This is a genomic window from Nibricoccus aquaticus, assembly GCF_002310495.1.
In the GTDB taxonomy this organism is placed as follows: domain Bacteria; phylum Verrucomicrobiota; class Verrucomicrobiia; order Opitutales; family Opitutaceae; genus Nibricoccus; species Nibricoccus aquaticus.
The window spans coordinates 2,552,709-2,565,689 of sequence record NZ_CP023344.1 but is presented as its reverse complement, the minus strand read 5'-3'; the positions used below and the strand labels follow the sequence as shown (position 1 = coordinate 2,565,689).

Annotated in this window: 11 protein-coding genes and 1 other RNA gene; 6 read left to right on the top strand and 6 right to left on the bottom strand. The window is 62.5% G+C overall.

The window, feature by feature from the left end:
- The first annotated feature begins 21 nt into the window (after positions 1-21).
- Both CMV30_RS10380 and CMV30_RS10375 read left to right on the top strand, forming a co-directional pair.
- Positions 22-1,218, top strand: coding sequence for a phospholipase A (locus CMV30_RS10380; protein WP_096055959.1), 1,197 nt, complete (start codon positions 22-24; stop codon positions 1,216-1,218).
- A 218-nt stretch (positions 1,219-1,436) separates the two neighbouring features.
- The gene (locus tag CMV30_RS10375) at positions 1,437-2,429 is read left to right on the top strand and encodes a threonine/serine dehydratase family protein (RefSeq protein WP_096055958.1); all 993 of its coding nucleotides are present in this window, start codon (positions 1,437-1,439) and stop codon (positions 2,427-2,429) included.
- Positions 2,430-2,438: 9 nt separating this feature from the next.
- Here CMV30_RS10375 and galK read toward each other — a convergent pair whose 3' ends face one another.
- The 3 genes from galK to ygfZ form a co-directional block, all read right to left on the bottom strand.
- Positions 2,439-3,578, bottom strand: a complete 1,140-nt coding sequence (gene galK / locus CMV30_RS10370; protein WP_096055957.1) for a galactokinase — start codon at positions 3,576-3,578, stop codon at positions 2,439-2,441.
- 82 nt (positions 3,579-3,660) lie between these two features.
- Positions 3,661-3,912 carry a hypothetical protein gene (locus tag CMV30_RS10365; protein ID WP_096055956.1) on the bottom strand — a complete coding sequence of 84 codons (252 nt, stop codon included), beginning with the start codon at positions 3,910-3,912 and terminating at the stop codon, positions 3,661-3,663.
- Complete coding sequence (gene ygfZ / locus CMV30_RS10360; RefSeq protein ID WP_096055955.1) at positions 3,909-4,790, bottom strand: CAF17-like 4Fe-4S cluster assembly/insertion protein YgfZ; 882 nt, start codon at positions 4,788-4,790, stop codon at positions 3,909-3,911. The genes CMV30_RS10365 and ygfZ overlap by 4 nt, the downstream gene beginning before the upstream one ends.
- Before the next feature lie 262 nt (positions 4,791-5,052).
- Between ygfZ and CMV30_RS10355 the strand changes: the two genes are divergently transcribed.
- Both CMV30_RS10355 and CMV30_RS10350 read left to right on the top strand, forming a co-directional pair.
- Positions 5,053-6,108: a 3-deoxy-7-phosphoheptulonate synthase gene (locus tag CMV30_RS10355; protein ID WP_096055954.1), complete on the top strand. Its 1,056-nt coding sequence runs from the start codon at positions 5,053-5,055 to the stop codon at positions 6,106-6,108.
- 148 nt (positions 6,109-6,256) lie between these two features.
- Positions 6,257-7,240 (top strand): malate dehydrogenase, encoded by a 984-nt coding sequence (locus CMV30_RS10350; protein WP_096057715.1) that lies wholly within the window; start codon positions 6,257-6,259, stop codon positions 7,238-7,240.
- 89 nt (positions 7,241-7,329) lie between these two features.
- Here CMV30_RS10350 and CMV30_RS20920 read toward each other — a convergent pair whose 3' ends face one another.
- The gene (locus CMV30_RS20920) at positions 7,330-7,440 is read right to left on the bottom strand and encodes a hypothetical protein (RefSeq protein WP_425437110.1); all 111 of its coding nucleotides are present in this window, start codon (positions 7,438-7,440) and stop codon (positions 7,330-7,332) included.
- A 15-nt stretch (positions 7,441-7,455) separates the two neighbouring features.
- Positions 7,456-8,193 (bottom strand): hypothetical protein, encoded by a 738-nt coding sequence (locus CMV30_RS10345; RefSeq protein ID WP_096055953.1) that lies wholly within the window; start codon positions 8,191-8,193, stop codon positions 7,456-7,458.
- A 223-nt stretch (positions 8,194-8,416) separates the two neighbouring features.
- On the opposite strand from CMV30_RS10345, the gene ssrA reads away from it, so the two are divergent.
- Positions 8,417-8,769: a transfer-messenger RNA gene (gene ssrA / locus CMV30_RS10340) on the top strand.
- A 76-nt stretch (positions 8,770-8,845) separates the two neighbouring features.
- Here the strand turns inward: ssrA and tatC are convergent.
- Positions 8,846-9,664: a twin-arginine translocase subunit TatC gene (tatC, locus tag CMV30_RS10335; RefSeq protein WP_138223230.1), complete on the bottom strand. Its 819-nt coding sequence runs from the start codon at positions 9,662-9,664 to the stop codon at positions 8,846-8,848.
- Positions 9,665-9,901: 237 nt separating this feature from the next.
- On the opposite strand from tatC, the gene ppdK reads away from it, so the two are divergent.
- Positions 9,902-12,709, top strand: coding sequence for a pyruvate, phosphate dikinase (ppdK, locus tag CMV30_RS10330; RefSeq protein ID WP_096055951.1), 2,808 nt, complete (start codon positions 9,902-9,904; stop codon positions 12,707-12,709).
- Positions 12,710-12,981: the final 272 nt, after the last annotated feature.

Below are 12,981 nucleotides of genomic sequence, written 5' to 3'. Positions count from 1 at the left end.
CGTCATCCTCCTCTCGTAACCATGATGCACCGCTTCATCGCTTTCACTTTCGCACTGATCGGCGCCGCCGCGACTGCCCTGGCGGCACCGATCTTCAATTTACTCCCTCCCTCCTCCGCCGTCGCTCCGGGCTCCGAGGTCCGCATCGATCTCGTCGCGCTCAACCCGCTGACCACCGAAGCCGTGTTTGAAGCTCCACCGACTATCGGCGGCACCCTGATACTGGATACGCGCTCTTGGACGCTTTCCCTGCGCGCCGAAGAAGCACCCTCCGAACTCATCGCCGCAGGTGGTTTCGGCGTTCGCACCTACATCTTCACCGTTCCCAAAGATCTCCAGGGCCGCGTCATCCTGGAAGTAACCGGCATCACGGGCTCTCCGTTGCACGCCGTTCTCGACATCAACCCATCCGCAGCCAGCAACCCCGGCTCCACGTCTTCCAGCCAGTCCCTCACCAGCCTGATCGCCGCTCGTCCAGCAGCCACATCGCTGCTGCGCACTTTCGCCGGACGCCTGGGCGTTCATGAACCCATTTATTTTATCTACGGCCCCGACGATCCCGTCGGGAAATTCCAATTCAGCTTCAAGTACCGCCTGTTGAACCTCGGCCAAGTCACCTCGAAGATCGTTCCCGCGACGCTTCAGTTCGCCTACACTCAACGCTCGCTCTGGGACATGAGCGCCGATTCGAGTCCCTTCTACGACACGAGCTACATGCCCGAACTCATCTTTGAATCGCTCGCCCCCGCCACGGCAAAAACAGGAACAGGCCTCACCTGGCTCGGATATCAAGTCGCGCTCAAACATGAATCCAACGGCCGCGAAGGCTTCGACTCGCGCAGCCTCAACACCGCTTATCTGCGAACCGCCCTCGCGCTGGGAAATCTCGATGGCTGGCACATGCTGGTCGTTCCCGAAGTTTTCACCTACCTCACTTCGCTCGAGGATAATCCCGAACTAAAAGACTACCGCGGCTACGGACAACTCCGTCTGATCCTTGGCAAAAACGAAGGTCTCTCGCTCGTGACGACTCTTTGGGCAGGCAAAGAATTCGACCACCCCAGCATGCAGCTCGACCTCACGCTCCCCGTGCGCACCCGGCTGCTCGATTTCGAAACCTACTTCCTCATTCAATATTTCAACGGCTACGGCGAGAGCCTGCGCGCCTACGAATTAAAAACCTCCACCATCCGCGCCGGATTCTCGTTCGTACGATGATCTTGCCAAACCCAGCGCGCTCGCTTTGCCTCTGCGCCTCGTAATGACGTCCCTCAACCACATCGCCCGCGCCATGATCATCGGCATGATGATTATTATTCGCAGCCAGCCCGGGCATGGAGACGTCGCGTAACCGCACCACAAGCACACACGCAACCGTCACTTTCCATCCGCCCCGGGCCCAAAGCCCGGGGCTTTTTGTTGTCCAAATTTTCCCAATGAAACCTGAAGCCCTCAATCTAGAAACCGTCCGGCAGGCGCACGCGCGCATCGCCGGAGGTTTGCGCGCCACGCCCAGCGCGGTCTCCCGACCGCTCAGCGAACTCGCGGGCATGGGCATTATTCTGAAACACGATTATCAACAATCCACCGGCTCCTTCAAAGAACGCGGCGCGCGCAACGCCCTCCTCTCGCTCTCTCCCTCCGAACGCGCCCGCGGTGTCGTCGCCGCCTCCGCCGGCAACCACGCGCTCGGCCTCGCCTACCACGGCGCGCAACTCGGCATCTCCGTTACCGTTGTCATGCCGCTCAACGCGCCACGCGTGAAAGCCGACCGCTGCCGCCAGCTCGGCGCGCACGTCCTCCAGCACGGCGCGACCTACGACGAGTCAGCCTCCTTCGCCGAAAACCTCGCCACACAAACCGGCGCGACCTACGTCCATCCCTTCGACGATCTCACCGTGATCGCCGGCCAGGCGACCCTCGCGCTCGAAGCCCTCTTCGCCTTCCCGGATGCCGACGCTTTTGTCGTTCCTGTCGGCGGCGGCGGACTCCTCGCCGGTGTCGCGACCGTAGTGAAAGCCCTGCGCCCCGATGCGCTCGTCATCGGCGTCGAGCCCGCCCATGCACCCGGTCTCGCCGTCGCACTCCACGCGGGCAAACCCGTCCGCGTCCCCGTCAGCACCTCGCTCGCTGACGGCCTAGCTGTCGCCAAAACCGGAGCCACGACCTTCGCCATCGCGCAACAACTCGTGGACCGTGTCGTCACCGTGACCGAGGACGAACTCGCCGCCGCAGTGCTCCATCTGCACGACACTGAAAACACCGTCGTCGAAGGCGCCGGAGCCGCCGGTCTCGCAGCGTGCCTCGCAGGAAAACTCCCCGAACTCGCCCGCAAGCAAGTCGTCGTCCCGCTCACCGGCCGGAACATCGATCCACTCGTCCACGCCCGCGCCCTCTCGCGAGCACGCTCCGTCTCACTCGCCGCCTGAAATCCCCGCTCAGCTCACCGCCGCCCCATCGCCTGTCTGGCAATGCAGGATCTCCGGCTTCGTGCCGTAGACCTTTTCATAAACCGCGGCGACCGACTCCGCCTGCGCGTCGCCAAACCGCGCACTCGTCAGCGCCATCACCGCCCCGCCAAACCCGCCGCCCGTCAGCCGCGCCCCAAACACCTCCGGCGTCCCCGTAAGCGTGTCCACGAGTAAATCCAGCTCCGGCGTGCTGTTCTCAAAATAATTCTGCGAACTCCGGTGCGACGCCGTCAGCAGCTTGCCAACGCCCGCCAGATCGCCCGCCCGCAACGCCGTATTCGCCGCCTCGACACGCGCGATCTCCTCGATCACGTGCTTCGCGCGCTTGTACGCATCCGACGATAACGTCGCCTTTGCCGCATCCAGCTGTTGGATCGATGCCTCCACGAGCAACGACACGCCGATCGCCTTCGCCGCTTCCATGCACTCACGATGCCGCGCCGCATACATCCCATCCACCAGCGCGTGCTTGTGGTGCGTGTTGAAAATCCAAAAATGCGCATCCGACGGCAGCGGCACCGTCGCAAACTTCGGCCCGCGACAATCGATGAAAACCAGATGGTCTTTCTTCCCAAATCCCGACACGCCCTGATCCAGAATCCCGCACGGAACGCCCACGAAATGATTCTCCGCGTGCTTCCCGATCTTCACGACCGTCTCACGATCCGGCCGCTGCCCCGTCGCCTCAAGAAACGCCAGCGCCGACGCCAGTTCGATCGCCGCGCTGCTGCTCAGCCCCGCGCCCGTCGGCAGATCCGACGCCGCCACATAATCAAAACCTTCCGGTGCTTTAAGTCCGAATACAGGTAGCGCCGCCAGCACCCCGAGAGGATAATTGATCCACGACGCCTTGCCCGTCTGCGCCTGCGGCACGCCCGCCGCCGCCTCCGTGATCTCCCCGGCAAACGCGCTGAAAAACCGCCGCTTCCCATCCGTCCGCCGCGCCAGCGCCACCCACACACCGCGGTCAATCGATGCCCCGAGCACCGTGCCGCCATTATAGTCCGTGTGATTCCCGATGAACTCGATGCGACCAGGAGCCCGCGTCACGAACTCCGGCGCGCGGCCAAATGCTTTCTGAAACTGGGCAATAATCTGTTCTTTCATGGGTAGGCGAAAAGCCCGCGAAACTCACCACCCGCCCGCAGCATGGCGAGACGGTTTTCCATCCCCTCAAACTGTTAAACAATCAAACCACACGCCCGCCACCATCCGCCTTCGCCCCCGGTGGACGCCCGCCCTCAAACCCCGGCGGCGCTTCTCCACTGCGCCCCTTCACGACCAGCTGCAGCAAATGCCCCATCGCCTCCACCCGCGAAATCTCGCGCTCCACCGCGAGCTGATCCGCCCGCTTCGCCAGCTGCGTCGCCATCACCTCCGCCTGCGCCGGAGCCGCCCCCATCTTCGCGCAAAGCGCCACCAGTTGCTCGTGCTCGTTCATGATTTGAAAACCTCCACCTCCGCCGCACCACCCGGCGTCAGACTCAACGCAGTAACCCCCTCCATCCCCAGCAACGATACCATCGCCAACCCGCTCCATCCCGCCTCCGCCTTCACCGCCGAGCGCACTTCGCCCACGCGCTTCTCGCCGTGAAACAACCCCGCAGGCAACGCCCCCGGCATTCCCGCACCCTCCACCTTCAACAACCGCCGCCGCACCTGCCCCATCGCCTTCAATCGCGCCATCACCTCCTGCCCCAAATAGCAGCCCTTCGTATAAGAAACCGCCACCTCCTCCAGCCCTGCTTCATTCGGCAAATCCCCCGCCCCCACATCCCGCGGCACCGCCGGAATCCCGCTCTCAATCCTCCTATGCTCCAATTCTTCCTCTGAAATCTCTTCCGCCTCAGCGCCCATCTCCAGCGAACTCCCCTTCGGCCGCAGCCACTCCCACGTCACAACCGCCGCCCTGCGACCTTGCCAGATCAACCCTACCCTACCCGCCAACCAAGCCTTCACCTCTGCGCCTTCACCCTCTCCCGCACCCATCACCGACACGCCTTCCCAGGCCACTGTCTCGTCCTCAATCACCACATCATCCGCGATAAGATAACTTTCCAGTCGCTCCCGAATCACCACTGCCGCCGAGAAGTAACTAATCACCCACCAGACGCCTCCCTCCGCCCTCAACACAAAGCTGTCAGCCAAAACTTTTCCCTTCTGATTGAGCCACAATCCATACGCCGCCGCACCGGCCTCCACCATTTTCAAATCCTGCGTAAACTGCCCTTGCAGAAAGCTTAGCGCATCCTCACCGCTCACCCGCAGCACAGCCGCCGGTTGGTAACAATTAAAACGGACACGAGCGCCAAAATTCATAGAGTTTAAGTATCTAAACGAAGGCACATTGCAAAACCAGCTCCGCCAAAACCCAAGTTTTATTTGACGAAAAGAGCCTCCGATAGTCTCTTCTGCTCATTCAATTTCTCACTTCTCCCGCCTAGCGGGAGTTTTGGGGTAACTAAGAAAGCAAATGGCCGGTCGCTTAGGGGTAGGCGACCGGCCAACTTCTTTTCCGGGGTCGGCGATTCGAGCCGAAGCTTGCTTCCCTAACTGCGAACGGGCCAATTTTCGCCCCTTCATGCAAAAGACCTCCGACATCAACGTCGTCGAGACACGTCCCCTTCCCGCTCCCAGCAAGCTCCTCGCCGAGCTGCCCAAGACCGAGGCCCAGGCCGACTTCATCGCCCGCTCCCGCGCCGACATCCGTCGCCTCATCTTCACGGACGACAAACGCTTCCTCCTGATCGTCGGCCCGTGCTCGATCCACGATACTGCCGCCGGAGCCGACTACGCCCGCCGCCTCGCCGCCCTCTCCAAAGAAGTCGCCGACCGCGTCATGATCGTGATGCGCGTCTATTTTGAGAAACCCCGCACCACCGTCGGCTGGAAAGGCCTCGTCATGGACCCGCATCTCGACGGCTCACACGACATCGCCGAAGGCCTCCGCGTAGGCCGCGCCTTCCTCCGCGAAGTCCTTGACCTCGGCCTGCCCACCGCCACCGAGTTCCTCGACCCGATTACCCCGCAATACGTGGCCGACCTCGTCTGCTGGGGTGCCATCGGTGCCCGCACCACTGAATCGCAAACTCACCGCCAGATGGCTTCAGGCCTGTCTGCTCCCATCGGCTTCAAAAACGGCACCGACGGCTCTCTCCAGACCGCCGTCAACGCCATCAAAGCCGCTTCCCAGCCTCAGACTTTTCTCGGCATCAATCTCGACGGCATCGCCTCCGCCGTCGTCACCCGTGGCAACCCCGACAGCCACATCGTCCTGCGCGGCGGCTCCGGCGGCCCCAACTTCAGCGCCGCCCACATCGCCCAGACCGAGCAACTCCTCGCCAAAGCCGGTCTCCCCAAAGCCATCCTCGTCGATTGCTCCCACGAAAACTCCGCCAAAAAACCCGAGCGTCAGCCCGACGTCATGCGCGAACTCCTCGCTCAGATCACCGCAGGCAACACCTCGATCATGGGCGCGATGGTCGAGAGCAACCTCCACGCCGGAGCCCAGCCCTTCCCCGTGCCAAAAGACCAGCTCAAGTACGGCGTCTCCATCACCGACGGCTGTATCGATTGGTCCACGACCGAGTCCATGGTCCGCGAAATCCACGCCGCCCTCGCCCCGCGCTTCGCCTGACCACACATCTCTTCCGCTTCGGTCACGCTGCGCCGATGACCACCCGCCGCCACAAAAACTTCTAGCCCGCATCGCCCCGCTAATTCCGCGCACTGAAACGCAATCCATGCGTGTCACCGCCCGCGCCCTTCCGCTAACGTCTCCCATCATGAGCAAATCCCCCATCCGCGTCGCAGTCACCGGTGCTGCCGGTCAGATCACCTACTCCCTCCTTTTCCGCATCGCCTCCGGCGCGATGTTCGGCCCCGACCAGCCCGTCATCCTCCAACTCATCGAAGTCCCCGTCGAAAAAGCCATGAAGGCCCTCGAAGGCGTCGCCATGGAGCTCGACGACTGCGCCTTCCCTCTGCTCAAGGGCATGGTCCTCACCGACGATCCGCGCGTCGGTTTCAAAGACGCCAACTGGTCCCTCCTCGTCGGCGCCAAGCCCCGCGGCCCCGGCATGGAGCGCGCCGATCTTCTCAAGGACAACGGCAAGATCTTCATCTCTCAGGGCAAAATCATCGACGAGGTCGCCGCCGAAGACGCCCGCGTCGCCGTCGTGGGCAACCCCGCTAACACGAACTGCATGATAGCCGCCTCGCAGGCCAAACGCCTGCCCGCCGAGCGCTTCACCGCCATGGTCCGCCTCGACCAAAACCGCGCCCAGGCCCAGCTCGCGAAAAAAGCCGGCGTCGATCTCACCACCGTGAAGAACATCTTCATCTACGGTAATCACAGCCCGACCATGTTCCCCGCCTTCGGCCACGCCACCATCGGCGGCAAACCCGCCACCGAAGTCATCACCGACTCCGCCTGGCTCCAAGGCCCGTACTGCGAAACTGTCGGCAAACGCGGCGCCGCCATCATCGCCGCCCGCGGCCTCTCCTCCGCCGCCTCCGCCGCCAACGCCCTTATCGATCACGTCCGCGATCTCACGACGCCCGGCGCCATCCACTCCATCGCCGTCAAATCCAACGGCCTCTACGGCTTCGACGCCAGCGTCTGGGCCGGCATGCCCGTACGCACCACGACGCCCGGCAGCTACGAAGTCATCACCGGCTACACGATGGACGACTTCGCGAAGTCCAAGATCGCCGCGACCAACAAAGAACTCGTCGAAGAACGCGCCGCCGTCGCCGACATGCTCTGACCGCCGGGGGCGCCGGCGGCTCGCCGGCTCCGGCTTTTTTGCCACCCCACGCCTTCCCTCAAACGCGATCCCTCACCGGATCGCGTTTTTCATTTCTCCGTCTCTCGCCGTCGCGGCAGCGTCGCCGCGATCCGTTTCCACCCCGGAAGATTCGCCTGCAACAGCGCATAGAAAACCCGCCCGTGATTCGGGTGTCGCAGATGCAGCTGCTTTCTTTACTTCAACAGCCCCGCCAGCGCCTTGTTCTTCGTCAGCGAAAACGCCGCCCGCACCGCCGCAAACCCCTCCAGCAATTCCTGTGGCCCGCCGCTGCGCGGAAACACCATCGCCAGCTCCGCCCCCTCGAACTTCACCGTCGCCGCGACACCTTCCACCGACACGACACAGTGCCCGCAATCCGACGGATAATCCACGCGTAGCGCCGCGCCCACCTCCGCCTCATCGCCGTCTCCGCTTTCCTGCTCCAGCCCCTCGATCACATCGATCACCGCTTCCACCGAAGCCCCTTTCGTCAGCGCAAAAACCAATTCGCTAAAAAGTCCGCCAAACACCTCCGCGCACGCCTCCGTGCCCAGAAAGTCGCTACGCGTCACCCCGTGCAACGTCCGCGTCAGCGTCCACGCCGCCGGATCGGATTCATCGAGCGCGTACGCCCACTCCAGCGTGAAATCCTTCGTCGTCAGCACCGCCAACGGACTCGCCACATCGAGCGACAGATCCTTCCGCTTGTAGCCAAACGCCTCTTTCGACCGCTGGAAAAAGCCCTCCGCCTCCTCCGCGATTTCCCCCGCACACAGCTTCCCCAAGAACGCCGTCGTCGAGGCATTCACCGCATCCGGCACCGTGTGATGGCTCTTCTTAAACCCGCCCAGCGTTTTCACCGCCCCGCTCCCGCGCCCGACAAACCGGATCTGCTGCACCACCGAAGAAAGTCCGTCGCTCGTTTTCGCCATGAGTAAAATCGCCATCACCGATGACGCCCGCCGCTCTCCAACGAAAGCCAAAAGCTGCCACGTGAACTCCGGGCGCACCGTCCGCCACCGGAACGGCACTTAACAAGTGCCGCCTCCTCCACGCCCGATAACGAATCACCCCTTGCGGTCCGCGAAAATCTCCGCACCGTCTTCCTCTCGTTCTTTGATTGGCCGCACGCCAATCCATCTACTTTCCCACTTTGGGGGTGTTCTGGATTCGACCCTTGGTTGGAGTGCGCCGCTGCCGTTCGAGGATGAAGGTTGGCCTCGTTAATCCCCCTTCAAAAAAATAACAGGCAACTACGAAGAAATGCCCCTCGCTGCTTAATGCAGCGTCGTTTGTCCGGCGACACCTGCTAGCCGGAACGAACGTCGACAGCAGGCATAGTGTGCGGAGCCACTCGCGGGCCGCAGACCGTACCTTCACCCGGGAGTATGTTTGGGCTTAAGCGCGTGAATTAGCGTAACCCCGACGAGATAAATGATTCACTACAACGGTAGACGCGGCACGCAAAGCCCAGGGGCACGCGGGTTCAACTCCCGCCACCTCCACCATCGTCAAAAAGCCCGCCGCGTTTTCCACGGCGGGCTTTTTTGCGCCCAAATCCTAAGCTTCCGCCCGCTGCTTAACTCAGCCGGCGTTCGCCTGCGTCTTCGCCCGCGCTCGCTCGATCGCGCTGCCCGCCAGCACAGCCAGCTCGAACAACACATACAGCGGCGCCGCAAACATCCCCATCGTCACCGGATCCGTCGTCGGCGTCACCACTGCCGCGATCACAAAGATCAACACGATCGCGTGCCTGCGGTATTTTTTCAAAAACGCCGTGCTCAACATACCGAGATACACCAGCAGCACGATCAGCAGCGGAAACTCGAACCCCAGCCCCACGCCCAGCACCAGCCACAACAAAATGCTGTAGTAGCTCGCCGGCGTCCACTGGATGCCAAACCCCATCAGCTCGTTCAGCTCGATCGACATGTTGATCGTCTGCGGCACCAGCACGAAAAACCCCAGCGCCGCCCCCATCAAAAACAACATCAGCGCCACCAACCCGCCCGGCACGATCATCCGCAGCTCCTTTGGCGCCAGCGCCGGTGCCACGAACTTCGCCACGAAATAAATCATGAACGGCGCCGCCGGTGCCAGCGCTCCCATCGCGCACACCTGGAAAATCATCCCGAAAATCTCCGACACGCCGATCGACTCCAGCGGCACCTCGAATCCCGGCCGGTTCGCCCGCACGTAGTCCAGCGGCCACATCAGCAAGTGATTAAACTCCTTCAGATAAAACCCGATCACCGCCGCAAAGAGCGCGTACACCGCCACGCACTTCACCAGCGTCCAGCGTAGCTCCTCCAGATGATCGAAAAAACCCATCGGCTTCTCGCGCGGATTCAACGCACCTTCGGCCGGTTCGTCGTAGTGGGAAGAGTCTTCGGATGGGCTCACGGTTTCTAAAAAGTCCGCGATGGTGCGGGTTTTCGCCCCGAACGGAAGCGAGGAATGTGCCGAAGTCCTCGTGCCACTCCGGCTCCTCAAACATCGCCCTCCCCGCGCAATCGTTAGCGCCCGCTCCCGGCGGCTGCGCCGTTGACAGCCCTCGCACCCGACCTATTGCCTCTCTCCTTTCCGCGCCCCGCCGGGGACGCCCGGAAAAGTCTTTTCCGACAACCCTCCAATCCATCCATGGCCGCTAAAACAAAAGCCAAGAAACCCGCCGCGAAGACCAAGTCTTCCGCTCCCGCGAAAAAATCATCCGCCTCCAAGGCCCAAAAATACGTGTACACGTGGGGCGCCGCCAAAGCTGACGGCGATGGCTCGATGAAGAACCTCCTCGGCGGCAAGGGCGCCAACCTCGCCGAGATGACCCGCATCGGCCTCCCGGTTCCTCCCGGCTTCACGATCACGACCGAGGTCTGTACCTATTACTACGCCAACAAGCGCACGTACCCACCGTCCCTTCAGGCACAGCTCGAAGCCGGCGTGAAGAACATGGAGAAGATCATGGGCTACAAGTTCGGCGACGCCTCGAACTTCCCGCTCCTCGTCGCCGTCCGCTCGGGCGCCCGCGACTCGATGCCCGGCATGATGGACACGATCCTCAACCTCGGCCTCAACGACCAGACCGTCCTCGCCCTCGTTAAAGCCACCAAGAACGAGCGTTTCGCGTGGGATTGCTACCGCCGCTTCATCCAGATGTACGGCGACGTCGTCCTCGGCGTGCAGAAGAAGGAAGGCGAAGATCACGAGCCATTCGAGACCGTCATCGAAAAGTTCAAGCACGACACCTACCACAAGGACATCGTCGACTCCGACCTCACCGCCGCCGACCAGCAGGAGCTCGTCAAACGCTTCAAGGCCCTCGTCAAAGAACGCACGGGCAAAGTTTTCCCGAATGATCCCTGGGATCAGCTCCGCGGCGCCGCTGGCGCTGTATTCGGTTCCTGGATGAACGACCGCGCGATCGTCTATCGCCGCAAGTACAACATCCCCTCCGAGTGGGGCACTGCCGTCAACGTCCAGGCCATGGTCTACGGCAACACCGGTGACACCTCAGGCTCCGGCGTCGCCTTCACCCGCAATCCCGCGAACGGCGTCAACGAGTTCTACGGCGAGTTCCTCATCAACGCCCAGGGCGAAGACGTTGTCGCTGGCGTTCGCACCCCCGAGCCCGTCCTCAAGCTGAAGGACGTCATGCCCAAGTCCTACGCCGAACTCCTCAAGGTTCGCGCCACGCTCGAGAAGCACTTCAAGGACGTGCAGGACATCGAATTCACGATTCAGGAAGGCAAGCTGTTCATGCTCCAGACGCGCAACGGCAAGCGCACCGCCGCCGCCGGTCTGAAGTTCGCCGCCGACATGGTTCGCGAAAAACTCATCACCTGGGAAACCGCCGTTCTCCGCAACCCGGCCGACCAGCTCGAGCAGCTCCTCGCCCCGATCTTCGATCTCTCCGAGGTCAAGAAGGCCAAGGTCATCGCCACCGGTCTTCCCGCCGGTCCCGGCGCCGCCACCGGCAAGATCTACTTCAACGCCGATCGCTCCGTCATCGCTGCCGAGAAGGGTGAAAAAGTCCTCCTCGTTCGCGTCGAGACTTCTCCGGAAGATCTCCGCGGCATGATCGCCGCCGAAGGCATCCTCACCGCTCGCGGTGGTGTTTCTTCGCACGCCGCCCTCGTCGCCCGCCAGATGGGCAAGGTCTGCGTCTGCGGCGCCGCTGGCGTGCAGATCGATTACGACGCCAAGACGGCCACCATCGACGGCCAGGTCTTCAAAGAAGGCGACTTCCTCTCGATCGACGGCACCTCCGGCACCGTTTACGCGGGCCAGATCAAGACCGCTCCCTCCGAGATCATCTCCGGCCTCATCAGCGACGACAAAGAAGCGCAGAAGACCGAGAAGTTTAAGAACTACGTGCAGCTCATGAAGTGGTGCTCGCAGGCCACCAAGCTCTCCGTCCGCACCAACGCCGACACACCCGAGCAGGCCCGCCAGGCCATCGCCTTCGGCGCCGTTGGTATCGGTCTCGTCCGTACAGAGCACATGTTCTTCGAAGGCGACCGCATCGACGCCATGCGCGAGATGATCCTCGCCGACAACCTCGCCGACCGCGAAACCGCCCTCGCCAAGCTCCTCCCCTACCAGCGCGACGACTTCTTCGGAATCTTCAAGGCGCTCAAGGGCTTCCCCGCCACCGTCCGCTTCCTCGATCCGCCACTCCACGAGTTTCTCCCGCACGCCAAAGAGCAGCAGATGGACCTCGCCCGGAAGCTCAACATCCCGGTCGAGAAAATCATGCACCGCGTGCACGAACTCCATGAGTTCAACCCGATGCTCGGCTTCCGCGGCTGCCGCCTCGGCATCAAGTATCCAGAAATCACCCGCATGCAGGCCCGCGCCGTTCTCGAAGCGGCCGCCGATGCGACCAAGGCCGGCTTCAAGGCCAAGCCCGAGATCATGATCCCGCTCGTCGGCTTCAAGAAGGAGCTCGATCTCCAGGTCGCCATTGTCCACGAAGTCGCCGCCCAGGTTCAGAAGGAGAAGAAGGTGAAGATCGCCTACTCCGTCGGCACCATGATCGAAATCCCGCGCGGTGCCCTCACCGCCGACGAGATCGCGCAGACCGCCGAGTTCTTCAGCTTCGGCACCAACGACCTCACCCAGACCTGCCTCGGCATGTCGCGTGACGACTCCGGCAGCTTCCTCGGCGCCTACACCGAAAACGAGATCGTGAAGAAGAACCCCTTCGCCTCGATCGACCAGACCGGCGTCGGCCAGCTCGTGAAGATCGCCTGCGAGAAGGGCAATCAAACCCGCCCCGGCATCAAACTCGGCATCTGCGGCGAACACGGCGGCGATCCCGACTCCGTGAAGTTCTGCCATAAGGTCGGCCTCACCTACGTCAGCTGCTCGCCTTACCGCGTGCCCGTAGCCCGCCTCGCCGCCGCCCAGGCCGCGATCGAAGAAGCCCGCAGCAACGCAAAGAAGAAGTAATCCTCCGGGAAAACTTCCTCCGAAAAACTCCAAGCCCCGCGCCCACAAAGCGCGGGGCTTTTTCGTGCCCGCTCAGCGCCTCCCTGGAGGGACGACCTCCGTGTCGTCCGTTCCCACCGCCTGGAACGCCGCTCAACTCCAACAAAAACAAATTTGGCCAAACTAAAAAACTCCGCACATTCCCCCACATGACCCAGTCCGAACGAGCCCTCGAAGACGCCCGCCAGGCTGGCATCGACCTCGATCTGCTGGACACAATTCAGTCGCTCTCA